This window comes from Autumnicola lenta, assembly GCF_031846515.1.
Lineage (GTDB): Bacteria > Bacteroidota > Bacteroidia > Flavobacteriales > Flavobacteriaceae > Autumnicola > Autumnicola lenta.
In genome coordinates this window covers 1-23,000 of the sequence record NZ_JAVRHO010000008.1, presented here as the reverse complement: position 1 = coordinate 23,000, position 23,000 = coordinate 1, and the positions used below count along the sequence as shown (strand labels likewise).

The window sequence follows — 23,000 nt, the reverse complement described above, 5'->3', positions numbered from 1 at the left end:
TGCTTCTTATGTGTAGGTCTTTTAAGAATCCTATTTGTAATCATTTTTTACTGTTTATGATTTGATGCCATTTGCTCAGGCTTAAAAAAGATACTCAAACAGAGTTCTATTTTACTTTTGATTTGGTTAAAACACAACCTTATCTAGTACTGTTTATTTTCTCCTACATCTTATTGGCTGCTATATGAACCTGCTTAGTAGAAAAAAGTGCAGACAAATTAGATCCACTCCAAATTGAAATTACAATAATATGTAGTCAGGAAGGCTTTAGTTTTATGGATAATTCGTTAGTTTTCATTGTTTTAAGAAGTTATTAGTAAAAAACTTATCAATTGTTAATTTTATTATGTTGGTGAATAGGATGGGAAAATATTCACGAGGGGGAGGAAAACAGAATTGAAGTTTGAGAAATAATTGTTGGAAGGAAAAAGCTTTATGCTACATACAAAAGAAGTAAAAACTAAATTTTTCGAATCCTAAGACTGGGACTAAATATTTTAAATTGAATTGTAGCTGTGTACTGTGATCAAACAAGGATTACCATTGTCGAAGTGATCCGGGGCGCGAAAAAGTTTCTGTATCAGAAATAACGGGTAAAAAAAGAAAGGCTGCTTTTTATTAGCAGCCTTTAAAAAGTTTGGGTTTAGGATTAAGCTGCAAAATTCCTGAGATTTTTAGCACATTCCCTACAAGCTTCTGCGCAATCTTTACAGTGCTTGGAGTCAAATTTCTCACACTCTTCTGCACATTTTTCACACATTTCAATACAATAATCCACCAATTTTTGGATATCCTTGTATTCTGTAACAAGAATGTCGTTTAATGCCCTGCATACTGCTGCACAAGCTCTGTCCAGTCTTATGCATTCAACCATATCCTTTAGGTTTTCTTCATTTAAACAAGCGTCAGCACACCAGTTGCAGTGATTTACGCAGTTTGACATGCCTTTTACTAGCTCTTCATTTCTCATAGTTATATCTTTTTTAAGTTTATTTCTTTCGAAATTACAGTTTAACGATGTAAAAAGATCTGTGATTTTCGGAATAAAACATTAGTTATCATGGTTTTATCACATTTTTAGCATAGTTTAAATTTCTGTTTAGTTCACGACCTGTTAAAAAATTTCGTACGAATGTTTAGGGGAAAAGTGCTTTAGGTACTTGAGAGTAGCTTTAAAGAATTTTAGGATTTATGACTTATTGGACAATTGCTTTCAACTGATGTAGTTCTCACATCTCCAGTGTTCATAGAATTCTGAGTAACCCAATTTCAGAACTGCTTGTCTATACAAAAGGTGGCAAACCACAGTTTTTCGCTGAATCTTATGAAAAGTTTAAAACATTCAATTTTTCAAAAATAATTGAATCCTATATGTGCCATTTTTCCTTGAAAAATTAAAATCTGCCTACAAAAGAGATCAAAAAAGAACAACTCAAATGTAAATCTTGAAAATTTAAAATTTCTGTACTTATTCTGTACTAGAGGAAATAAAAAAGGCTCCCGATTTCTCGAAAGCCTTGTTTTTCCTAGTAGCGAGAACGAGATTTGAACTCGTGACCTCCGGGTTATGAATCCGACGCTCTAACCAACTGAGCTACCTCGCCAAAATTCCCAAAAATTGCCAAATTCTACAACTGGCCTTATTTCCGAAGCATTCACCCTCTGTGCAAATGCGGGTGCAAATATAAAAACAATTTGAATTGGCGCAAACAATAATTTCCGAAATATTTATTTTCTTTTCTTTCTATCTTTATAATTAATATCTATATTGGCTCAAAACCAATAAAACAATGGAAGAAAAGATCAAGTACGAAATGGAATTTCCTATTCATGCTTCTCCATCTTTACTATATCAATATATCTCTACACCTTCAGGTTTGAGCGAGTGGTATGCCGATAATGTCAATTCTCGTGGAGAAATTTTTACATTTATCTGGGAAGGAAGTGAAGAAAAGGCGAAGCTGGTAAGCAAAAAGAGTGATGAACGTATCAAATTCAGGTGGCTTGAAGAAGAAGACACCCCATATTATTTTGAGATAAGAATCCAGGTGGATGATATCACTAAGGACGTTTCTATTATGATAACAGATTTTGCTGAAGAAGGAGAAGTGGATGAAGGAAAAATGCTTTGGGAAAACATGATTTCAGATTTAAAACAGGTGCTTGGTTCAGTATAGTATTCCTGATTAAAATATTACCTTTGCCCCGTTCTAAAAACGGGGCTTTTTTATGATCAATCTAAACGGAAACTTAGTTGGAGAAGAGGACGCAATCCTCTCAGTGTTTAATCGTGGATTTGCATATGGTGATTCAGTTTTTGAAACTGTTAGAGTGATAAACGGAAAGATAAGGTTCTGGGAAGACCATTATTTCCGGCTAATGTCTTCAATGAGAATTATGCGCATGGAAATTCCTGCTTCTTTTTCTCCGGAATTTCTAGAAGAAGAGATCAAAAACTTAATTGAAAATAACAATTTAGGTAATTCCCCCGCCAGGGTAAAACTTGCCATTTTTCGGGAGCAGGGTGGTTTTTACAGGCCCACCAGCAGGGAAATAGGGTATACGATTATCGCAGAAGAACTGGAAAATTCATTTTACCTTTTAAATGATGACTCTTATGAAGTTGAGCTGTTTAAGGACCATTACATTAACAGCGGAATCCTTTCCAGCATTAAAACCAACAACAGGGCTGTAAACGTTCTTGGGAGTATTTTTGCCAGTGAAAATGGTTATAAAAACTGCCTGCTTCTAAATGAGAACAAAAGCGTTGTCGAAGCCTTAAACGGAAACATTTTTTTGGTGAAAGACAATGTTATAAAGACACCGCCAATTAGTGACGGTGCTTTAAACGGTATTACCCGTAAACAGCTTCTAAAAATAATAAAACAAATTCCCGAATATCAATTACAGGAAACTTCGATCTCTCCTTTTGAACTTCAGAAAGCAGATGAACTGTTTATTACAAATATTGTTGTAGGAATTCAACCTGTAACAAAATACAGGAAAAAAGAATATTCCGCTAAAGTTTCAGGAGAACTACTTTCTAAACTGAATGTAAAAGCACGACTAGGTTAGTTGTAGCTGGGATTTTCGGGCGCATTGCACCATAAGAGATATTCCCCTCCAAGCTGAAGCATTTTATCTTTCCAGAAAGAATCGTAAGGACGCTCAATAAGACCTGTCTGATCCTCGTTTGTAGTGACGATCCAGGAATGCGAATCAAGTTCCGCATTTAATTGGTCAGCATCCCAACCGGAATATCCCAGAAAAAATTTTATTTGATTTTCATCAATCATTTCCCGGTTAACCAGTTCCTTAACCGCTTCAAAATTACCGCCCCAGTAAATGCCATTGGCGATCTCGATACTATCAGGAATGAGATGAGGTACTTTATGTATAAAATAAAGATTGTCCTGTTCTACAGGACCACCATTGTAAATTTTAAACGAGAACTTAAGTTCGGGAATAAGATCCTTAAGAGTGAAATCGAGAACTTTGTTTAGAATAAATCCTACAGATCCGGTATCGGAATGATTAGCTAACAGCACCACCGATCGGTTAAATGCCACGTCCCCGATTATTGTAGGTTCTGCTACAAGCAGGTGTCCTTTGGCTGGTTTTAAAGCTATCATAATGGGTTCTTTTTAACTAATCTAAGTATTTATTTAAAAAAATCAAATGATTATGCCAATTTTCTAATAAAAAAAAGCCTCCCACGGAGGCTTTGATTTTTTTTCCTAATATAAATTATTAGTTAACAGCTTTTTGAAGATCTGCTCCGGCTTTAAATTTTACTACGTTTTTAGCAGCAATTTTTATAGTTTTTCCAGTTTGCGGGTTTCTACCTTCACGCGCAGCTCTTTTTGATACAGACCAAGATCCAAATCCTACAAGAGATACTCTATCTCCTTTTTTAAGGGATTTCTCTACATTTTCCAGGAAAGACTCTAAGGCTTTTTTAGCAGCTGCTTTTGAAATACCAGCATTTTCAGCCATTGCGTCGATTAAATCAGTTTTGTTCATAATGTGAAATTAATTAAGTTGTTGGTTAAACATTCTGTTACATTGCTTTACAAATTTATATGGATTTCCCGGCCACGCAAGTAATATCAAGGGAAATGCAGTTTATTGTTAATAACTTTGGCTTTTTGTTAACAAAGAAGTCTTGCAAAAATTGATTTTTTATGATTTCAGCAGGCACAAGGCCTCAGAGCATTTTTGCTTCAGAATCGAAACTGAAACCGTTTAGCAGGTCATGAATTGCCATTTTTCTCTTTCCCGGAAGTTGCATTTCACCAATTTGAAGAAAACCATCAGGTGCTGCGACTTTCAGTTTTTTATCATTTAATACTATGGTGCCCGCCGGCAATTCATGTAAATCTAATATTTTTTCGGCTTCAAAAATTTTCACCTTATATTCTTCTGAAGCATTTTGCAGGATGCTCCATGCAGCAGGATAAGGATTTAGACCTCTTATAAGGTTATAAATTTCTGCTACTGGCCTCTCCCAGTTAATCTTTGTATTCTCCTTTGTGAGTTTAGGTGCAGGTTTTAAATGATCATTTTCTTCCTGCAAAGTGGTTTTTACTTTATCACTCTTTATGAGTTCCAGTGTTTCTAAAATGAGATCAGCCCCACTTTTCATTAATCGGTCATGTAATTCTCCCACATTTTCATTTTCTCCAATCGATAATTGCCGTTGCAGGATCATGGCCCCCGTATCTATTTTCTCATCAATATAAAATGTAGAAACTCCTGTTGTTTCATCGCCGTTAATGATACTCCAGTTAATTGGTGCCGCGCCACGATACTGGGGCAGGAGCGATGCATGTAAATTAAACGTGCCGTGTTCGGGTAAAGCCCAAACCAACTTTGGCAGCATTCTAAAGGCTACCACCACCTGCACATTTGGTTGGAGTTGCTGTAATTCCTGCTGAAAATCTTTAGATTGTAAGTTTGTTGGTTGCAGTATCTTTAGATCCTGCTCCAGTGCATATTTTTTTACGTCACTCTGCTGAAGTTTTCTTCCCCTTCCGGCAGGACGATCTGGTGCTGTAATTACTCCGACCACGTTGTAACCGGCTTCAATAATTTTTCTAAGGCTGGTCACCGCAAATTCCGGTGTACCCATAAATACGATTCTAAGGTCTCTCATTTCTGATTGATTTTATATTGGTTACTGCTGGTTCGCGTAATAATTCCTTTTTCGATTAACAGCTGTAGCACTTTTAATATATGTTTCTCTGGAAAGGAAATTTTTTCGGTCAATTCTCTCGAAGAAAAATCTTTTTCTTTTAAATGAAAAGCAAGTTCTTTGTATATACTGTTCATTTCTTTCCTGGAAAGCGGAATGCTGTGCTCAAGACAGACAGAACATATTCTACAGGGCTTTTCTGTCTTTTCTCCAAAATAGGAAAGTAATTGAATGCTTCTGCAAACCTCTCTATTATTAATATAATAAAGAACAGCCTCAATTTTATCTTTTTTATTTTTCTGGTGAAGCCGGATATATTCAGCTACGGGATTTATAGTGGTGTCGTCTTCCCGCGGAACAAGAAAAGTCACCGCAGCGTCCTGTTGGGAATAAGTGAAATCTATAACTTCATCTCTTTCCAGCTTCTTAAGAATTTCTATTGCTTTATCTTCGGGGATGGAAGCTTTCTTACATACTGAAGCAAGACCAACATTTATCTTGTTTTCAAAAATTCCGCCATAGGTCCTCAAGATGGATTTAACAATTTTATCAGCAGCTTCATTTTCCTGAAGATAATGCGTAAGCCGATTGGCAGACACTATAAACTGTATCTCTGTTTTCTTTTGAAATTGTTGCGAAAGTCGTATAATGCTGCAACGATCCAGCATTTGAAGCGTGTTGTAGGTTTTATGGGAATTCAGGTTATACTGGGAACAAAATTCAGAAAAATTAAAATCAAAATTTTCATTCTCACCCTCTCCGTAAGCTATCCTGAAATAGGAATTTAGTTTTTTGTAAACCAGTTTTACATCTTCAACGTTGGGAAGGTTTACCAGGAATTGATTTTTAAGTATTGGGATATCGCCGGTATTGGTAATAATCGTCGAAACAGCCGGTCTTTCATCTCTTCCTGCGCGTCCTGCTTCCTGAAAGTAACTTTCCAGGCTTTCGGGAAGATTCAAATGGATTACCTGCCTAACATCAGGCTTATCGATACCCATTCCAAAGGCAGTAGTGGCCACCATGATGTAAAAATCGTTGCGCAGCCATTTTTCCAGTTTGTCGGCTTTATCCTCATTCTTTAATCCGCCGTGAAAAGCTTCAGCGCTATAGCCGCTTTTCTTTAGATGGTCTGTAATTTCTATAGTGGCGTTCCTGCTTCGAACATAAATAATAGCAGTTTCTTCTTTACTATTCAGGAGTTGAAATAGCCGATAAAATTTATCCTCAGCATTCAGAACATTGTAGGCGATATTTTCCCTCTCAAAAGAACGTTTTATTACCTGAGCTTCTGGCATCAGCAGTTCTGTCTTCATATCTTCTATCACTTCTGCAGTGGCAGTGGCGGTTAAGGCTGCAAGAGGAACTTCGGGTTGAATGTCCCGCAAAATGGCAATATTTCTGTAAGCCGGCCTAAAATCGTGACCCCATTGGGAAATACAATGCGCTTCATCTATGGCAATAAGGCTAACATGCATCTGCCTGATGCGCTCCTGGACAAGATCCTGCTGCAAACGTTCTGGCGAGAGGTACAGGAATTTATAATTTCCATAGATGCAGTTGTCCAGGTTTTTATCCAGATCGTTATAGCGCATGCCGCCGGTGAGGGCCATAGCCTTAATGTTCTTGGCCTGTAGCGCGTTTACCTGGTCGTTTATAAGTGCAATTAAAGGTGAAACCACAATGCAAATCCCTTCCTGCATAAGTGCGGGAATTTGAAAACAAACTGATTTACCACCACCTGTGGGAAGCAGGGCAACCACATCTTCTTTGCTTAGCAGGGCTGAAATTATTGGCCATTGCTGCGGCCTGAATTCTGAGTGCCCCCAGAACTTCTGTAGTATATGTTGTGCTTCCTGCAATTTTAAGATCCTAAATTATTGAGGATAAAGTTAGCTCTTTCCTCAATACTGGCCTCAGGTACCAGAATTGGCTGGTAACCATAAGATTCATAGGTGTTATTTAGATATATGGAAATTTTGCTTGCCTGGTCAAAGGATTCATAACGCTCATTGTCACTCTTATAAATTGCTCTCCAGGGTGGCAGAATAAAGATTTTATCGTACTTATACTTACGAGAGGGCTCCACAAACTCTTCCGGATATTCTGTGCCAAGATAATCCATATATGCAGTGACATCTGGAATTCCACGGTCTATAAAAATGATTTCTGAAGGATTCTCTTCTGCTTCACGAAACTGATCAATTCGGCCCTCCATAAGTTTCCTGCTAAAAAGTAGGGGATCCTCAAGGAATAGTTGTTCAATTCCGTTTAGTTGTGCCTCGCGTATAACATCTCGTGAGATTTCATGAAGGCATTTATAATTCAGTTCTTCAAGATGATGAACGATTGAAGATTTTCCAGTACCCGGGCCACCGGTGATAATAATTTTTTTCTTTTTCACACTGCAAATTTCGGTATTTGAATTTGATTATAAAAATGAAAGCATTCCTTGTATCTTTGCAATATTAAAATGAAGGGAAAAAATTATGAGTGAAGAGAAAAACGATGAATTTTACGATAAATTAAAGACGCAATTACAGGATACATCCTTATGGCCATCAGAATATCTGTATAAATTTATTGTTCCTACTAATGCTAAGGAAATAAAACAAATAGAATCGATATTTGACAATTTGGGAGCAGTAATTACTACAAAAAAATCCAAAAATGGTAAGTATACCAGTGTTTCCATTAATGTAAGGATGAAGAATCCCGATGCCGTAATCGAGAAATATAAAGAGGTTGGAAGGGAAGTAAAAGGCGTGATTTCGCTTTAAATATTCAGCCAAATAAAAGCAGATTATTTCCTGTCTTTCCTTAATTAAATTTAGTATTTTGCAAACGTTTTAAAACTTCTGCAATTTTTTATCACCTTATAAATTTCAAATTTGACAAACGCATTAGAATATAACTCTGAAAGGAGCCAATTAATTATTCCTGAATACGGTCGCCATTTGCAAAAAATGGTTGAACACACCGTAGAGATTGAAGACGATAAAGAGCGCAACAAAGTTGCCCGATCCATTATTGCGGTTATGGGTAACATGAATCCGCATCTAAGGGATGTACCCGATTTTCAGCATAAATTGTGGGATCAGTTATTTATTATCAGTGATTTTAAATTGGATGTAGAGTCACCTTTTCCCAAGCCTTCCAGAGAAATATTGGAAGAGCGACCAGAACCTTTAGCGTATCCTCAAAATTTCCCGAAGTATCGCTTCTACGGAAATAATATTAAGCGGATGATAGACGAAGCCAAGGAGTATGATGAAGGTCCATTAAAAGATGCTTTGGTTTTTACTATTGCCAACCATATGAAAAAATCCTTTCTTAACTGGAACAGGGATACGGTTGACGATAATGTTATTTTTGAACATCTAAGGGAGCTTAGCGGCGGGGAATTGAATCTGAAAAACTCTGACGAGGATCTTAGTGATTCTTCCAATCTACTGCGCGGAAGAAAGAAAAGCACAAAGAGCAATTCTAAAAAACCAACTAAAAAGGGCCGTAAACGCTATTAAAATCGATAAATATACATGGGATCTTTCCAGATAGAGGGAGGGCAACGGCTAAGTGGCAGTATTCAGCCACAGGGTGCAAAGAACGAGGCTCTCCAAATACTTTGCGCTGTTCTGCTCACCTCAGAACAAGTTACAATAGATAATATTCCTGATATTCTGGATGTAAATAAACTCATCCGGCTACTTTCCAATTTGGGTGTTAAAGTAGAAAATAGAGGGGAGGGAAGCTACACTTTTACAAGTGATGAGCTCGACCTGGATTATTTACAGAGCGAACAATTTAAAATAGACGGTAGCGGATTAAGGGGTTCTATTATGATAGTTGGACCTTTACTGGCGAGGTTTGGAAAAGGTTATATTCCAAGACCCGGCGGCGATAAAATAGGAAGAAGACGTCTTGATACACACTTTGAAGGTTTTATTAAGCTCGGAGCAAAATTCAGGTATAATAAAGAAGAACGTTTTTACGGGGTGGAAGCACCCGAAGGCGGCCTAAAGGGCAGTTATATGCTTCTTGAAGAGGCTTCAGTCACCGGGACTGCCAATATTGTAATGGCAGCTGTTCTGGCTAAAGGTATTACAACTATTTACAATGCTGCCTGTGAACCTTATTTACAACAACTCTGTAAAATGTTAAATTCCATGGGTGCCAAAATAGGCGGCGTGGGATCTAACCTTCTAACTATAGAGGGTGTGAATGAACTGGGCGGATGCAGTCATCGGATCTTACCAGATATGGTAGAAATAGGATCCTGGATAGGGCTTGCTGCAATGACCAGGAGCGAAATAACTATTAAGAACGTGAATTGGAATATGTTGGGTGTTATTCCAAATACGTTCAGAAAACTTGGAATTACTATAGAGCAGCAGGGGGATGATATTCACATTCCTGCACATACCAATGGATATGAGGTGCAAAATTTTATTGATGGTTCTATAATGAACATTAGTGATGCTCCATGGCCGGGATTTACGCCCGATTTACTGAGCATCCTGCTTGTTGTTGCCACACAGGCAAGAGGAAGTGTGCTTATACATCAAAAGATGTTTGAGAGCCGTTTGTTTTTTGTGGATAAGCTTATAGATATGGGAGCCAAGATTATTCTTTGCGATCCGCACAGGGCCACTGTAATAGGTCATGACTTTAAATCTACCTTAAAGGCTACTACAATGAGTTCTCCGGATATTCGTGCCGGAATTTCTTTGTTAATAGCGGCTTTGTCTGCAAAAGGAACCTCGGTGATTCATAATATTGAACAAATTGACCGTGGCTACGAGAATATTGATGAACGCCTAAAAGCAATAGGTGCCAAAATTGAGCGGATAGCTTAAAACAACAAATATTAAATTAAAAAGCGAGGGGCTGAAAATTGCAATTTTCAGCCCCTCGCTTTTTAATTTGATCCGAAAGATTTATTTAATTTCTGCTTTTTCGGTTTCTGCTTTTTTCTTATTCTCTTTGTAATGAAAAAGGTTTAGTTCCTTAATCATAGATGCCGTGTTCTCAGGCAGCATTTCCTCCCAGCCTTCTTTGCCTTCGCTTATCATCTGGAGGATTTCGCGTGAGTAAATATCCAGGATTTCAGGATTATAATTTTCAATATCTTCAACCCTGCCATTGTATTTAAAGAACTTGTACAACTCCTTCATTCTTGGATGTACTTTCATATCCTCACTCGTAGTAATTTTTCCTGTTTCAGGATCTTTGAGTGGGTATAAATAAACCTTCAGGTCTTTAAAGAATAGTTTTCCGAAGGCTTCCAGTATTCCGCCGCTAAGGTGTCGGTAGTATTTTTCATCAAAAACATCCACAAGGTTATTTACACCCATGGCAAGTCCCATTCTCTGCTTGGAATATCTGGAGAAATATTCAACAACTCTGTAATACTCCTGGAAATTGGAAATCATTACAGTTTGTCCCAGGGAACAGAGCAGTTCTGCACGATCCATGAAATCCCTTTCATCAATCTCCCCTTCAGCTCTAAGGTTGGAGAGGGTGATTTCAAAGATCACTTCAGTGTTCTCTTCAGAAACTTTATTCTCTCTGAGGAAAAGTTCCAGAGAGCGTTCATACATGTCCATGTTCACCTTTGTTACCGGACGAAAACTTCCTCTTAACGCTAGAATGTTCTTTTTGTAAAGAATCTTGGCCGGTAAAACGTTATTCCCGTCGGGAGCGAACATCACAGCGTCTGTCATTCCGTTTTTAACCAGTTGCAGACTCATAAGTCGGTTATCCACATTTTTAAAACGTGGTCCTGAAAAGTTGATCGTATCTATTTCTATCTGATCCTTGTCTATATGATCGTAAAGGTATCTTAGTAATTTCTTCGGATTGTCATATTTATAATAAGCTCCGTAAATTAAATTTACACCCAAAATACCTAGTGTATTCTGTTGATGGCGGGCGTCATTTTCATGAAACCTTACGTGCAGGCTTATCTCGTTGTAGTCTTCTTCCGGCCGCACCTGGTATTTGATACCAACCCATCCATGGCCTTTATACTTCTTTGCAAAATCTATAGTAGCTACAGTATTTGCATAGGTAAAGAAAAGTTTATCGGGATGTTTTTCCCGGGAAATCCTTTTTTCGATCAGGTTAATTTCGTGGCTAAGCATCCTTTTAAGGCGTGCTTCTGTAACATATCGGCGATCATCTTCAACTCCATAAATTGCATCACTAAAGTCCTTATCGTAAGCACTCATAGCTTTTGCTATAGTTCCGGAAGCACCACCTGCTCTAAAGAAATTCCTTACTGTCTCCTGGCCAGCGCCAATTTCAGAAAAAGTTCCGTAGATATTGTCATTTAAATTAATGCGAAGTGCTTTGCTTTTTATAGAAGGAATATTTTCAAATTCCTTGTCGCCCATTATAGTAATTGGCATAATTTTTCTTTTAAATGAATTTCATTTTCGTGCCTACCAAAGGTACTAAAAGAGGGAGGTAAACAAAAAAATATAATTACTTTTGTGATAAAATAAACACTTCTTGAAGGTAAGATTTTTAGGCACAGGAACATCACAGGGCATCCCAATTATAGGTAGCGACCATCCCGTTTGTTTAAGCCAAAATCCAAAAGACACACGTCTCAGGGTTTCGGTTTTGGTGGAATGGGCAGGTTATAATCTGCTTGTAGATTGCGGACCCGATTTCAGGTCCCAGATGCTGGCCAATAACGTGAAAAAGCTGGATGCAATTATTTATACCCATGAGCATAATGACCATACGGCCGGACTCGATGATATTCGTCCGTTTTTTTTCAGGCAGGGTGACATCCCTATTTTTGCTCATAAACGCGTACTGAAGGCTTTACGTAGCCGCTTCGATTATATTTTTGCTTCAGAAAATAAATATCCCGGAGCTCCGGGTGTTATAGAATTTGAAATAGAAAATAAGCCTTTCATTTTTGAAGGATTGACTATAATTCCCATTGATTTTAGGCATAACCGGCTTCAGGTTTTTGGGTTTAGGTTTGAAGATTTCGCCTACTTAACAGATCTAAAGTCTATTGAAGATGAAGAAGTAGAAAAGCTTCGGGATGTGAAGGTTTTGGTGGTAAATGCGCTGCGCAGGGAACCACACCATTCTCATTTTAATCTTGAAGAAGCCCTGAAATTTATTGAAAGAGTAAAACCGGAAACAGCCTATTTAACGCATATTAGCCATCTACTGGGTTTTCATGATGAGGTCGAAAATGAACTTCCTGAGAACGTTCACCTGGCTTATGATAATCTTAAAATAGAAATTTAGCATGCGGAGTAAAATATTACTGTATTTGTTCATTTTCACGCTCTTGTTCACCATATTCATTTATGTAAACGATAAAAAAATTCTCGATGCGCGGGACGAAAGTATAGCTGGTCTTCAAAATCAAATAACTGCAGTAGAAGCAGAGCTCGACTCCCTGAAACTATCAGCAGGTACTGAAACTGATTATTTTTCGATTGACCGAAACGAGGACGCATTTAACTACTTTGAAGAAAGGGGCATTTCACCTGAAGATGTAAAAGCAATAATTCAGGATAAACTGATTAGTGGAAACAGTACATCCCAGGACAATCCGTTCGTTCCATTTGCAGGAATGGAAGGGAATATGAGGATTAACAAAATAAAAATCGTTAATCACAAATGGGTATTGGCAGACTTTACCGACGGTACTTATTGGGGCGAAGTTTTCTTCAGCTACTCTGTAGAAGAAGATGGCCAAGTTTCCCTTGTTCCGGAAAAATCATTTTTATATCCACTGGACTAAATCCTCTTTTTTAGCCACTCCTTTAATTCAAAAAAGTTCTGCGGAGCCACACCGTGACCTACAGGAAATTCAGAATATACATTTTCGATTTTTAGATTATCGAGAAAAGGCTTTGTTCTCCGGGCCCATTGCACAGGGAGAACCTGATCCTGTGTACCATGGGAACAGTAGAACGATAAATGAGAAAAATCATTTTTTTCGTAACCTTCTTTCATAAGGTCTTCATTAACATATCCGCTTAAAGCAATCACGTTTTTCACTTTTTCAGGATAAGACAGGCTTGCAGCATAACTTAAAATACTTCCCTGGCTAAAACCTATGAGGGTAACGTTTTCAGGATCTACGGGATAAGCAGCAACGGCTTCATCTATAAAACGGGAGATCGTTTCGCTTGATTCCCGCGCCTGATTTTCATCGCTGAATTTTCCGTCAGTATTATTCCAATGGATAGCGAACCATGCGTTTCCGGAAGGTTGCATTGGGTGTGGAGCGCGCACAGAAATTATAAATAGTTCTTCGGGAAGTTCCCCCGCAAAAGAAAACAAATCATTTTCATTGCTTCCATAGCCATGGAGCATGATTGCCAACGGAGCATTTTCAGTTTTTGTAGAAGGTTTTATAAGATGATGTAAGGATAAATCTGCAGTCGTCATTAAGTAATACTTTTAAAAATTGTTTGAAAGAAATTACCAACAAGAGGAATTTCTTTTTGTTCCCCCTTTATTGCAATTATCAGACCGTAAGCCCATAGAACGAGCACGAAAATGTAAAAAGCTGTCGGGATCATATATCCTGTAAACATAGAAGCTAAAACTCCCATTAAATAAAATAATAAATGTGTACCAAGTGCCTGCCTGATATGGAAACTTGCCACAGGATCTTTCTTATCAAGATTTATAAAGTAGGCGACTATGGTTCCTATAATAGTAATATAAGCTGCAATTGCTGCTATTTTTCCTTCTTTCATAATCTAAATCAGTAGGTAATTAGTCCATTTTCAGTAACAACGCCGTAGGCCTTTCCTTTTAGTTGATGTCCAATAAAAATGCTGTTTTGGGAAGTGGAAAAAATGTCTTCTTTGGAGAAGTTGTATTTATCTTCAGTAGTAAATAAACTCAGATCTACTCTTTCTCCTTCTTTAATTCCGGATTCGCTTATGTTGAACCTGTTTTTTCCTGAAGTGAGGAGCGAAATAGCTTCTTCTGCAGAAAAAATATTCATTAGCGCCCCAAAAGCAGACTCAAGTCCAATTGTTCCATAAGAAGCATTTTCAAATTCTACCTTTTTATGTTCAATATCTATGGGTTGATGATCGCTGGTAACCATATCAATAGTACCGTCCTGAAGTCCTTTTATCAGCGCTTTTATATCTTTTGAAGTTCTCAAAGGAGGCAGCACTTTCGAGCAGGTCTCGAACTCTTTTAGTAGTTCGTCTGTAAAAATCAGGTTGTGAATAGCGACACTACAGGTAACATCCAGTCCCTTCTTTTTGGCGTCTTTGATTAGTTTAACCGACTTTTCTGTGGAAATTGTGGGAATATGAAGTTTCCCGCCGGTGTACTCAAGGATATACAAGTCCCTGGTAATCTGGAGTTCTTCAGCAAGATTTGGAATTCCTTTTAGTCCAAGAGAAGTGCTGTGGTGATGTTCATTTACCTGTCCGCTCCCGGCTATCTTGTTTTCCTGCGGAAAAGATTGCACCAGCGCATCAAAATTTTGTGCGTATTGCAGGGCAATTTTTAAAAGATTCGGATTTCTAACCGCACTTTTGTAATCTCCAAAAGAAGCTGCTCCGGCCTGTTTCATATCATAAAGCTCTGCCAGGTCTAATCCTTCACTTTTCACCGTTAAAGCACCTGTAGGGACCAATTTTACCGGGTGGTTGGAAGCTTTTGAAATCAAAGAATTTACCGTGCTGTTGTTGTCAATGACTGGAGAAGTACTGGGGTTAACGCAAACTGTGGTAAATCCGCTTTTTCCTGCGGTATCAAGTCCGTTCGCGATAGTTTCGCGCTCCTCAAATCCCGGTTCCCCAAAACTTACACTACTGTCAAACCAGCCTCTGGAAACGTGCAGATTTTCTTTAGAGATTTCCTTCTCTGCCTTTTCTTTTAGAGAAGCACCAATTTTTTTAATGATACCATCCTGGATAAGAATATCAACCTTTTTAGTATTAAAATCCGATTCTTTATCAATGACTGTGGCCGATTTTATAAGTAGCTTCATTTAAGGTATTTTAACAGGAGCATTTCCACGATTAGAAAGATTAGTGCAAAAATAACAAACCATTTCCAAAGCGCAGTTATTTGCCTTACTGCATTTGCACTTTCAAAATAGTTTTTGATGTTGTCGTAAATTTCGACATTTTCAAAATCTTCAGGATTTATATAAGTCAGATTACTTTCACGGCGGCTGTAGTTATAGCTTACGTGCCCAATGGTCTCATTTCTGTATTCAATTTTATAATTTCCAGCCACAGCGGGTAGTTCAGAGGTGTTTATCTGAATTTTTTCTGAATAAGCTTGTTGCTGCGGAATAAAATTATCTTCTTCTGAAGTAAGATGAACAACTTCATCATTTTCTGAAACAACCGGAATATCAATAAGGTTATTTCTACCAATTTCGTAATAGATTTGCCTTGCCTGTAGCGCCATTCTGCCCATATTGTAAAACGTGGGAACGACTAAAGGTGACTGCTGAAAATTGCCATTTTCCGCACCTAATGCTGAAGTAAATAAAAATAACTGGTCGCTTTGAGTGAGAAACGGTGCATTATCCTGATATTCTAGAACTGGCGATCCCGGCCGATTTAATGTAAAATAGGATTGTACTGAAGGATATTCGAAATTCTCTACCTGTTCTTCAAAAACCGAACCGTACAAGGGATGATCAAAGCCGATATTTGTGATTTTTCGCTCTTCACTTTGAAAAGCTTCAAAAGCTGGTGCTCCGGAATTTCGTAAAAATGTATTGTAAGAAGCAATTTCTGCATCACCTGAAGGGATAAGAACCACAATTGCCCCTTCCTCCATTCTCTTTTGAAGGATAGTGGATAATGAGGGGCTAATTTCCCTCAATTCGTCCAAAATAATGAGCCGTGCGCTCGAAAGTTGATTGTAATCTACTCCGGAAAATGGGAAAACTGCAAGATCAAATTCGGGTTCGGTATAAATTCTTTTCAAAAATGAATCGGAATCTTCAGTAATAAGAGCAGCCTTAATTTTGGCAATTTTCGGTATGCTAAAGAACAGTTCGTTGTCGTATTGGAGTCCGTTATCTTCGATTTCTATTTTTCCGTCACTTATAGAATCATTGGAAAGATTAAAAGTTACTTCAGCCTGGTTATTTTGGCCAAAGGTCACTGAAGATTTCCCCATGAGTTCGCCTCCTGCCATAATAGCGACGGGAATTTGATCTTCATTGGTTGAAGAAGTACTTAATTGCACCTTCAGGCTGATATTTTCTCTGTCTCTTTCAGCAATGAAAGCAGAATCAAGGCTGACATTCGTGATATTTACAGGCTGGTAGGGGAGAAGTCGAAAATTAAAGTTTTCGGCATCAGGCTTTACAGGAAATCCGGAATTTTGCTGAAAATCTGAAATTACAACCAACTCCTGATCGTCTGCCGGATTTTCCTGAAAAAATCTTTCAGTTCTTAACTTGAGGTTTTCAAAATCCAGCGGAGTAGCAGTGTAATTTAAATCCTGTAAAATTCTCTGACTTTCTGCTGCCTCGATATTAAAATAATCTTCATCATTAGTAAGCAAATCGAGAGTTTCATCTTCAGGTAAGCTTTCAAGTACACTTTGAATAGCAGCCGGTAATAATTGACCTTTTTGGCCTGTAGCCTGCATGCTAAAAGAGTTATCCAAATAAATAAGCGTGTTTTTCGATCTAAAAGCTTTAGTAGAGGCGGGGAGGTAAGGTTGCGCAAAAGCAAAAATCAAAAATCCCAGGGCGAGTAACCTCGAACAAAGGACCAGCCACTTTTTTACTTTGGAACTCTTTCGGGTTTGACTGGAAATTTTTTTTAGAAATCTTACGTTGGTAAATTCCTCCTTCTGAAATTTCCGTAACTGAAAAAGGTGAACAATAATTGGAATGATGAGCAAGAAAAGGGCAAAAAGAAGTTCCGGGTATTTAAAATACATGCTCGGCTAAAATATTTTTCAAATATAGGAAATGAAAACTATTTTAAGTAAGTACGCCTGATCTTAAATGAAAATTTACTTCCATCTCCAGGAACAGACTGGACCTCAATTTTCCCATGCATATTTTCCACAAGTTTTTTTACCGTGGCGAGGCCGATTCCGGTGCCGGGATTCCCATCCCTGTCATTTTCATCCAGGGTAGTAAAAAGGTCGAAAATCTTTTCCAGGTTCAACTTGGAAATTCCTTTTCCGTTGTCTTTAACTTCGAATAAATAAAAGTCATTGGTCTCATCAAAACCTATATCAATTCGGCGAATTTGTTTATCGTTGTATTTTAAAGCATTGCTTATAAGGTTCATAAAAACCTGTGTTAATGCAGACTTGTTGACGTTGTGCAGCATAACATTTTCAGGATATGTTATTTCGATATTTTCGGAAACCTGGTAGAGATCAGAAACTTTTTTGAGAAGATCGCCAAGATCGACATTTACATAATCTTTCGCGCTAATATGGTCACTTCGATAATAACCAAGGATTCCATCTACGTAGTTACGAAGAGAATAAGAAGATTCTACTAAGTATTGAAGGTATTGTGAAGTATCCTCATCAAATTTTCCTTCATTCTCGTCTTTTAAAAGTTCAGAAAGGGAAATAATGTTAGCCAGAGGGGATTTAATATCATGCGACACCACACTTGTAAATTTTTCCAGCTCCTGATACTTCAGCTTCAGCTTTTTCTGAACCTGGTAAAGCTTGTTATTTTGCTTTCTGTACTCAAAAAGATTAAGTGTTTGATTTGCAATTGCCTTTAAAGAGCGTTGTTCAGTTTGAGAAAAATTATGAGGCTCAGTATCCAGAATATAAAAAACTGCAATAACATCACCCTTAGGATTAAAAAGAGGAATTCCGGCGTAAAACTGAAAATCTTTTTGATAAAGTTTATTTAATTCTTCAAATGCATCGGGAGCATCCTCCTTGTGGAATATAGAAATTTCGTAAGGATTGCGAAGTGTTCTTTCCAAAAGATCTGTTTCGTGAGGTATTTCAGCTAAAGAGACCCCATATATAGATTTAAACCAGATCGATTTTTTACCAATAATTCCTATTTGAGCAATAGGAACCTTACACACTTGTGAAGCGAGAAAAGTCAACTCCTCATAATCCTTATCCACCTCTCGTTTTACGAATTTATATTCCGCTAGAGAAGACCGGCAGTTATTATTATTATTCTTAGATGTAGAAGTTTTAAAATTCATGCCCCGATTTTTGCCTGCTGTTTATACTCGCAACTGTTAAAACAAAATATGGGGAGTTAAGAAGTTACGTTGCCTGTATTGTAAAAGTAAATTTAGTGCCTTTTTCTAATTCTGACTTGATTTTAACAGTTCCTCCGAGGTTTGTTACCAATTTTTTAACAGTAGAAAGACCTATCCCATGTCCATTATTACCTTTTCTATCTGTTATGGAGAGGGTAGAAAATAGCTTAAATATAAGTTCCTGTTCCTCCTGTTTCACGCCGATTCCGTTATCTTCTACAGTAAAGACGTAGTAATCTGGTATTTCTTTAAAACCTAAATTGATCACGATTTTTTCCTTGTCGTTATACTTCAGGCTGTTGCTTATTAGGTTTAAAAGTATTTGCTCCAGAGCCGATCTGTTTACTCTGATATTAACATTTTTCTTCGGAAAATTTATTTCACAATCTTCTTCTATACCTAAAAGATCGATGATATCCTCCAGAAGATTGTGTAAATCAATTTCTTCAATTTCTATGTTAGCCAGCTTTTCACTTTCGTAATGATTGAGAATACCCGTTATATAATCGCTGAGATTGAGTCCGGATTTTTTAAGTTGATTGAGATATTTAACTCCTTCTTCCCCAATAAGGTCGCCATACTTTTTCTTAATTACATCTGCGGTAAGTACCATATTGGCTAGCGGCATCTTCATGTCGTGTGAGACTACACCTGCAAAATCTTTTAAAAGGACATTGTGATCGTCTAAATCCTGTCTTGCTTCTTCAAGCAGGTAATTTTTATGCCTGGCTTCAAAAAGCGCTTCCACCTGCTTTGCCAGTGCTTTTAGTGCTTTTATTTGATGCTCATTTAGCTTGTTGACCTTCGTATCTATAACGCAAAGGGTTCCCAAAGCCATTCCGGTGCTGTTTACCAGGGGCACACCTGCATAGTATCTTATAGATTCTTTTCCTGCATTAGCGAAAGGATTATCTTTAAAACGCTCATCCTTATGGGTATCCTTAACCTCCATAAAATTATCCGGTTCAAGAATCGCATGGCTACAAAAAGAAATATCACGGTCTGACTCGCACATTTCTGTGCCTATTTTTGATTTGAACCATTGCTTTGTTTCATCTACAAGAGTAACCATAGAAACAGGCATACGGCAAATATATGAGGCGAGTTCAGTTATACTGTCGAAACTCTCTTCAGGCTCAGTATTTATGATGTGCAGGTCGTGAAGAGCCTTTAAACGCTCTTCCTCATTCGCAGGAACAGGAGGATGAATCATTCAAACATAAAATTATGGTATGCGTTAGATTGCGAATATAGTAAAAATTCTTAAAAATGTGTTAATTCAATATTTTTCAAAAACTCCAAGACCAAAAAGGGCAAAATCATATTTTACCGGGTCTTTTGGATCTAACTTCCTTAAAGCGGCATCGAGTTCCTGAAGCGCTTTTGCATCGTTTTGTTTCCTCTTAAGCAGGTTCAGTTTACGGGCAACATTACCCGAGTGAACATCCAAAGGGCAGGACAGTTGGGAAGGTTTTAAAGCATTCCACAACCCAAAATCTACCCCGCAATTATCTTTTCTCACCATCCATCTTAAATACATATTAATCCTTTTTGCCGCGGAATTCTTTAATGGATCACTCACGTGTTTTTCAGTTCTTGACAGGTGAGGAAGTTCAAAAAAGATTTTCTTGAACTGATGAATTGCAGGCTGAAGGTTATCTGCTTCAGCATATTTTATAAATATATTTTCTATTCCCGAATGCTTTAAATAGATATTCTGAAGCGCTTTTATAAAGTATTCTAAATCCAAACCGTTAAACGTGCGATGGACGAAATTTGCCATTTTTTTGAGGTCATTTTCAGAATGATTTATGACAAAATCATGCGGACTCCTTTCCAGAAGGTCCATTAGCCGGTTGGCATTATTCAGGATACTCTTTCGGTTACCCCAGGCTATGGTTGCAGTCAAAAAACCGGCAATCTCGATATCCTCTTGTTTAGAAAACTGGTGCGGAATCTGAACCGGATCGGTTGCAATAAATTCCGGGGTATTATATTGTTCAGCCTTAAAATCAAGGAAAGATTTTAATTCGCTTTTTTTCAATGGAAATAATTACTTTCAGATTATACAATTTCGCCGTCGACCATAGATAACTTTCGGTCTGCCATATCGGCAAGTTCTCCATTATGAGTGACAATTACAAAAGTCTGATCAAATTCGTCCCTTAGTCTAAAGAACAATTTGTGAAGATTTTCGGCAGATTCACTGTCCAGGTTTCCTGAAGGTTCATCTGCAAAGATCACCGCAGGATTATTTATTAAGGCCCGGGCAACAGCAATACGTTGTTGTTCTCCACCACTCAATTCTCCCGGCTTATGACTCGCCCGGTGTTCAAGACCTAAAAATTGAAGCAGTTCCTTTGCCCTCTTTTCAGCTTCTGCTTTCGATTTCTTCTGAATATAAGCAGGAATACAAATATTCTCCAGAGCAGTGAATTCCGGTAACAGCTGGTGAAACTGAAAAATAAAACCTACGTGCTTGTTCCGAAATTTTGAAAGTTCTTTTGAAGACAATTTATCAATTTGAATATCATTAATTGCCAATTCTGATGCCTTGCCTTTTTCAGGTCTTTCCAAGGTCCCCAGGATTTGTAAAAGCGTGGTCTTCCCGGCTCCGGAAGCACCTACAATAGAGACAATTTCTCCTTTTTTAATATGAAGGTCAACTCCTTTTAGAACATGAAGATGTCCGTAATATTTATGGATGTTATTTGCTGAAATCATTTTTTCCTGTTAAAGTTGGAAAAGTACCCAAATAGTAAAGAATTGGCAACATTTGAGATTAGAATAATATATTCTATTACTCCTGATTGTCATGAATTTTTAAAAAGATGGTAAAAGTGAACTGTGGAATGGGTTTTGTCTGTTATAAAAGAGAAGTAAGAAAGACATAATTTATAGTTAAACGTAGAGGGTTTTGTTTATTATGACGTTAAATTAGCTAAACAAAAAATTGATTTAAATGGAACGAGAAGAATTAGAAAAAGCTATAATTGCAGGTGGATGTTTTTGGTGTACTGAAGCGGTTTTCCAGAGACTCGACGGAGTCGAAAAAGTAGTTTCCGGATTCACCGGTGGCAAAATTAAAAATCCTGCATACCGCGAAATTATTACCGGAAGAACAGGACATGCAGAAGCTATTGAAATAACATTTAATCCTAAAATAATTTCTTTTGAAGAACTATTGCTGGTATTTTTCGCAACCCATAACCCTACAACCCTTAACAGGCAACAAAATGATGTGGGAACACAATACCGAAGCGCAATTTTCTATAATTCTGAAACACAAAAAGAGACGGCAGAGAAAGTAATTGCAAATCTTGAAAAAGAAGCCGTTTTTGATGATCCTATCGTGACTGAAGTTACTGAAGCTTCACCGTTTTACGTTGCAGAAAAGGAACACCAGGATTATTACAATCAGCACAGACAGCAGCCTTACTGCCAATATATCATTGATCCTAAGGTCACTAAACTGAAAGAACATTTTTCAGAAAAACTAAAGAAATAAAAACTCATGCCGTACAAACTTTTTGAAGAGTACAACCTGGAAGTCACAGATAACCTAAAAGGTAATTTCAGAAGCATTATTCAGGAGTTGGGAGAAGATCCGGAAAGGGAGGGGATTGTAAAAACACCTGAACGTGCTGCAAAAGCAATGCAGTTTTTAACGCAGGGCTACGAAATGGATGCTAAAACAATTCTGGAAGAAGCCATGTTTAAAGAAGGCTACAACGAGATGGTGGTGGTGAAGGATATCGAACTTTATTCTTTGTGCGAGCACCATATGCTTCCATTCTTCGGAAAAGCTCACATTGCTTACATTCCTGATGGGCAAATCGTGGGGCTAAGTAAATTGCCCCGGGTTGTTGATGTTTTTGCAAGAAGATTGCAGGTACAGGAGCGCTTAACCCATGATATTCTGGAATGTTTAAATGAAACCTTGAAACCTAAGGGAGTTGCCGTGGTTATCGAGGCACAGCATATGTGCATGATGATGCGCGGAGTACAAAAGCAGAATAGTTCTACCACAACTTCCGGCTTTAGAGGTCAATTTGAGAAAATAGAAACTCGAAATGAATTCCTGAAGCTCATCAGCTCAGATCTGAAATAATTTCAGTTATGGCACTTTTCTTGATTTATTAATAGAAAAATAACCAATGAAGATCTTAAATAATAAACTATTTATTAAAGGAGTTGTTTATGATGCCATAGGTATGGTTACCGTGGCAATTCCGTTAATAGGACCTTTTCTGGATTTGCTATGGGCTCCTTATGCAGCAAAGAAAATGAGGGAAATGTATCCCGGTAAAAAAGGAAAACTGGCTTCTGTGATTGTATTTATTGAAGAGATTTTACCGGTAACAGATGTTATCCCTACGTTTACATTAATGTACCTTTACACTCATGTATGGAATAAAGCTCCACAACCAAGGGGTGATCGAGGTGGAAAGCTACTAGTAAAGTCTAAAAAGGTCTGCTATTAAAAAAGGTAATTATCGACCTTTTAAAAGCTCGGGGTTTGTAGTTCGTAGTTCGTAGTTCAGGGAGCCTTATGCCACGTT

25 protein-coding genes and 1 tRNA gene are annotated in these 23,000 nt (G+C 37.7%); 10 read left to right on the top strand and 16 right to left on the bottom strand.

The window, feature by feature from the left end; genetic code table 11:
- Positions 1-649 precede the first annotated feature (649 nt).
- Together RM545_RS07060 and RM545_RS07055 are read right to left on the bottom strand one after the other, a co-directional pair.
- Positions 650-970, bottom strand: coding sequence for a four-helix bundle copper-binding protein (locus tag RM545_RS07060; RefSeq protein WP_311494612.1), 321 nt, complete (start codon positions 968-970; stop codon positions 650-652).
- Positions 971-1,530: 560 nt separating this feature from the next.
- Positions 1,531-1,604, bottom strand: a tRNA-Met gene (locus RM545_RS07055).
- Positions 1,605-1,790: 186 nt separating this feature from the next.
- Between RM545_RS07055 and RM545_RS07050 the strand changes: the two genes are divergently transcribed.
- On the top strand, positions 1,791-2,177 hold the full coding sequence (locus RM545_RS07050) for an START-like domain-containing protein (protein WP_311494611.1): 387 nt from the start codon (positions 1,791-1,793) through the stop codon (positions 2,175-2,177).
- 52 nt (positions 2,178-2,229) lie between these two features.
- Positions 2,230-3,075 (top strand): aminotransferase class IV, encoded by an 846-nt coding sequence (locus RM545_RS07045; protein WP_311494610.1) that lies wholly within the window; start codon positions 2,230-2,232, stop codon positions 3,073-3,075.
- Here RM545_RS07045 and RM545_RS07040 read toward each other — a convergent pair.
- From RM545_RS07040 to RM545_RS07020, 5 genes are all read right to left on the bottom strand, one after another.
- Complete coding sequence (locus tag RM545_RS07040; RefSeq protein ID WP_311483623.1) at positions 3,072-3,632, bottom strand: YqgE/AlgH family protein; 561 nt, start codon at positions 3,630-3,632, stop codon at positions 3,072-3,074. The genes RM545_RS07045 and RM545_RS07040 overlap by 4 nt on opposite strands.
- Positions 3,633-3,750: 118 nt before the next feature.
- Positions 3,751-4,023, bottom strand: a complete 273-nt coding sequence (locus RM545_RS07035; protein ID WP_006990442.1) for an HU family DNA-binding protein — start codon at positions 4,021-4,023, stop codon at positions 3,751-3,753.
- 184 nt (positions 4,024-4,207) lie between these two features.
- Positions 4,208-5,155, bottom strand: coding sequence for a methionyl-tRNA formyltransferase (fmt, locus tag RM545_RS07030; RefSeq protein WP_311494609.1), 948 nt, complete (start codon positions 5,153-5,155; stop codon positions 4,208-4,210).
- Positions 5,152-7,056 carry a RecQ family ATP-dependent DNA helicase gene (locus RM545_RS07025; protein WP_311494608.1) on the bottom strand — a complete coding sequence of 635 codons (1,905 nt, stop codon included), beginning with the start codon at positions 7,054-7,056 and terminating at the stop codon, positions 5,152-5,154. Before RM545_RS07025 ends, fmt begins: the two co-directional genes overlap by 4 nt.
- Positions 7,057-7,058: 2 nt before the next feature.
- On the bottom strand, positions 7,059-7,598 hold the full coding sequence (locus RM545_RS07020; RefSeq protein ID WP_311494607.1) for an AAA family ATPase: 540 nt from the start codon (positions 7,596-7,598) through the stop codon (positions 7,059-7,061).
- Positions 7,599-7,683: 85 nt separating this feature from the next.
- On the opposite strand from RM545_RS07020, the gene RM545_RS07015 reads away from it, so the two are divergent.
- The 3 genes from RM545_RS07015 to murA all read left to right on the top strand — a co-directional run bounded on the left by RM545_RS07015 (position 7,684) and on the right by murA (position 10,050).
- The gene (locus RM545_RS07015; RefSeq protein ID WP_311494606.1) at positions 7,684-7,974 is read left to right on the top strand and encodes a DUF493 family protein; all 291 of its coding nucleotides are present in this window, start codon (positions 7,684-7,686) and stop codon (positions 7,972-7,974) included.
- Positions 7,975-8,085: 111 nt separating this feature from the next.
- Positions 8,086-8,718: a DUF4290 domain-containing protein gene (locus RM545_RS07010; protein WP_311494605.1), complete on the top strand. Its 633-nt coding sequence runs from the start codon at positions 8,086-8,088 to the stop codon at positions 8,716-8,718.
- Between the two features lie 15 nt (positions 8,719-8,733).
- Positions 8,734-10,050, top strand: coding sequence for a UDP-N-acetylglucosamine 1-carboxyvinyltransferase (murA, locus tag RM545_RS07005; RefSeq protein ID WP_311494604.1), 1,317 nt, complete (start codon positions 8,734-8,736; stop codon positions 10,048-10,050).
- 81 nt (positions 10,051-10,131) lie between these two features.
- Here the strand turns inward: murA and RM545_RS07000 are convergent, their stop codons facing one another.
- Positions 10,132-11,604: a TonB-dependent receptor gene (locus RM545_RS07000; RefSeq protein WP_311494603.1), complete on the bottom strand. Its 1,473-nt coding sequence runs from the start codon at positions 11,602-11,604 to the stop codon at positions 10,132-10,134.
- A gap of 103 nt (positions 11,605-11,707) precedes the next feature.
- Here RM545_RS07000 and RM545_RS06995 point away from each other — a divergent pair, with 103 nt between their 5' ends.
- Positions 11,708-12,469 (top strand): MBL fold metallo-hydrolase, encoded by a 762-nt coding sequence (locus RM545_RS06995; RefSeq protein WP_311494602.1) that lies wholly within the window; start codon positions 11,708-11,710, stop codon positions 12,467-12,469.
- 1 nt (position 12,470) lies between these two features.
- Positions 12,471-12,971 carry a hypothetical protein gene (locus RM545_RS06990; protein WP_311494601.1) on the top strand — a complete coding sequence of 167 codons (501 nt, stop codon included), beginning with the start codon at positions 12,471-12,473 and terminating at the stop codon, positions 12,969-12,971.
- Here the strand turns inward: RM545_RS06990 and RM545_RS06985 are convergent.
- The 8 genes from RM545_RS06985 to RM545_RS06950 form a co-directional block, all read right to left on the bottom strand.
- A complete protein-coding gene (locus RM545_RS06985; RefSeq protein WP_311494600.1) occupies positions 12,968-13,624 on the bottom strand; it encodes an alpha/beta hydrolase in 657 nt (218 codons plus the stop codon). The genes RM545_RS06990 and RM545_RS06985 overlap by 4 nt on opposite strands.
- Positions 13,624-13,938, bottom strand: a complete 315-nt coding sequence (locus RM545_RS06980; protein ID WP_311494599.1) for a magnetosome magnetite crystal formation protein family — start codon at positions 13,936-13,938, stop codon at positions 13,624-13,626. Before RM545_RS06980 ends, RM545_RS06985 begins: the two co-directional genes overlap by 1 nt.
- Before the next feature lie 8 nt (positions 13,939-13,946).
- Positions 13,947-15,197: a dihydroorotase gene (locus RM545_RS06975; protein ID WP_311494598.1), complete on the bottom strand. Its 1,251-nt coding sequence runs from the start codon at positions 15,195-15,197 to the stop codon at positions 13,947-13,949.
- Positions 15,194-17,122, bottom strand: a complete 1,929-nt coding sequence (locus tag RM545_RS06970) for a BatA domain-containing protein (protein ID WP_311494597.1) — start codon at positions 17,120-17,122, stop codon at positions 15,194-15,196. The genes RM545_RS06975 and RM545_RS06970 overlap by 4 nt, the downstream gene beginning before the upstream one ends.
- Before the next feature lie 38 nt (positions 17,123-17,160).
- The gene (locus RM545_RS06965; RefSeq protein ID WP_311494596.1) at positions 17,161-18,378 is read right to left on the bottom strand and encodes a sensor histidine kinase; all 1,218 of its coding nucleotides are present in this window, start codon (positions 18,376-18,378) and stop codon (positions 17,161-17,163) included.
- Positions 18,379-18,442: 64 nt separating this feature from the next.
- Positions 18,443-19,651 carry a sensor histidine kinase gene (locus RM545_RS06960; RefSeq protein ID WP_311494595.1) on the bottom strand — a complete coding sequence of 403 codons (1,209 nt, stop codon included), beginning with the start codon at positions 19,649-19,651 and terminating at the stop codon, positions 18,443-18,445.
- 66 nt (positions 19,652-19,717) lie between these two features.
- A complete protein-coding gene (locus RM545_RS06955; RefSeq protein ID WP_311494594.1) occupies positions 19,718-20,482 on the bottom strand; it encodes a TIGR02757 family protein in 765 nt (254 codons plus the stop codon).
- Positions 20,483-20,502: 20 nt separating this feature from the next.
- Entirely contained in the window at positions 20,503-21,162 is a 660-nt protein-coding gene (locus tag RM545_RS06950) for an ABC transporter ATP-binding protein (RefSeq protein ID WP_311494593.1), read from the bottom strand.
- Between the two features lie 238 nt (positions 21,163-21,400).
- Here RM545_RS06950 and msrA point away from each other — a divergent pair, with 238 nt between their 5' ends.
- Genes msrA through RM545_RS06935 form a run of 3 tightly spaced genes read left to right on the top strand, consistent with a single transcriptional unit; the run spans position 21,401 to position 22,922 of the window.
- A complete protein-coding gene (gene msrA / locus RM545_RS06945; RefSeq protein WP_311494592.1) occupies positions 21,401-21,946 on the top strand; it encodes a peptide-methionine (S)-S-oxide reductase MsrA in 546 nt (181 codons plus the stop codon).
- A 6-nt stretch (positions 21,947-21,952) separates the two neighbouring features.
- The gene (gene folE / locus RM545_RS06940; protein WP_311494591.1) at positions 21,953-22,549 is read left to right on the top strand and encodes a GTP cyclohydrolase I FolE; all 597 of its coding nucleotides are present in this window, start codon (positions 21,953-21,955) and stop codon (positions 22,547-22,549) included.
- 46 nt (positions 22,550-22,595) lie between these two features.
- Entirely contained in the window at positions 22,596-22,922 is a 327-nt protein-coding gene (locus RM545_RS06935; protein WP_311494590.1) for a hypothetical protein, read from the top strand.
- Positions 22,923-23,000 lie beyond the last annotated feature (78 nt).

What these genes read in the sequence shown, in the direction of transcription:
- RM545_RS07060 (WP_311494612.1), bottom strand. Translation starts at nt 970, where the DNA reads ATGAGAAATGAAGAGCTAGTAAAAGGCATGTCAAACTGCGTAAATCAC.
- RM545_RS07050 (WP_311494611.1), top strand. Translation starts at nt 1,791, where the DNA reads ATGGAAGAAAAGATCAAGTACGAAATGGAATTTCCTATTCATGCTTCT.
- RM545_RS07045 (WP_311494610.1), top strand. Translation starts at nt 2,230, where the DNA reads ATGATCAATCTAAACGGAAACTTAGTTGGAGAAGAGGACGCAATCCTC.
- RM545_RS07040 (WP_311483623.1), bottom strand. Translation starts at nt 3,632, where the DNA reads ATGATAGCTTTAAAACCAGCCAAAGGACACCTGCTTGTAGCAGAACCT.
- RM545_RS07035 (WP_006990442.1), bottom strand. Translation starts at nt 4,023, where the DNA reads ATGAACAAAACTGATTTAATCGACGCAATGGCTGAAAATGCTGGTATT.
- fmt (WP_311494609.1), bottom strand. Translation starts at nt 5,155, where the DNA reads ATGAGAGACCTTAGAATCGTATTTATGGGTACACCGGAATTTGCGGTG.
- RM545_RS07015 (WP_311494606.1), top strand. Translation starts at nt 7,684, where the DNA reads ATGAGTGAAGAGAAAAACGATGAATTTTACGATAAATTAAAGACGCAA.
- murA (WP_311494604.1), top strand. Translation starts at nt 8,734, where the DNA reads ATGGGATCTTTCCAGATAGAGGGAGGGCAACGGCTAAGTGGCAGTATT.
- RM545_RS07000 (WP_311494603.1), bottom strand. Translation starts at nt 11,604, where the DNA reads ATGCCAATTACTATAATGGGCGACAAGGAATTTGAAAATATTCCTTCT.
- RM545_RS06990 (WP_311494601.1), top strand. Translation starts at nt 12,471, where the DNA reads ATGCGGAGTAAAATATTACTGTATTTGTTCATTTTCACGCTCTTGTTC.
- RM545_RS06985 (WP_311494600.1), bottom strand. Translation starts at nt 13,624, where the DNA reads ATGACGACTGCAGATTTATCCTTACATCATCTTATAAAACCTTCTACA.
- RM545_RS06980 (WP_311494599.1), bottom strand. Translation starts at nt 13,938, where the DNA reads ATGAAAGAAGGAAAAATAGCAGCAATTGCAGCTTATATTACTATTATA.
- RM545_RS06975 (WP_311494598.1), bottom strand. Translation starts at nt 15,197, where the DNA reads ATGAAGCTACTTATAAAATCGGCCACAGTCATTGATAAAGAATCGGAT.
- RM545_RS06970 (WP_311494597.1), bottom strand. Translation starts at nt 17,122, where the DNA reads ATGTATTTTAAATACCCGGAACTTCTTTTTGCCCTTTTCTTGCTCATC.
- RM545_RS06965 (WP_311494596.1), bottom strand. Translation starts at nt 18,378, where the DNA reads ATGAATTTTAAAACTTCTACATCTAAGAATAATAATAATAACTGCCGG.
- RM545_RS06960 (WP_311494595.1), bottom strand. Translation starts at nt 19,651, where the DNA reads ATGATTCATCCTCCTGTTCCTGCGAATGAGGAAGAGCGTTTAAAGGCT.
- RM545_RS06950 (WP_311494593.1), bottom strand. Translation starts at nt 21,162, where the DNA reads ATGATTTCAGCAAATAACATCCATAAATATTACGGACATCTTCATGTT.
- msrA (WP_311494592.1), top strand. Translation starts at nt 21,401, where the DNA reads ATGGAACGAGAAGAATTAGAAAAAGCTATAATTGCAGGTGGATGTTTT.
- folE (WP_311494591.1), top strand. Translation starts at nt 21,953, where the DNA reads ATGCCGTACAAACTTTTTGAAGAGTACAACCTGGAAGTCACAGATAAC.
- RM545_RS06935 (WP_311494590.1), top strand. Translation starts at nt 22,596, where the DNA reads ATGAAGATCTTAAATAATAAACTATTTATTAAAGGAGTTGTTTATGAT.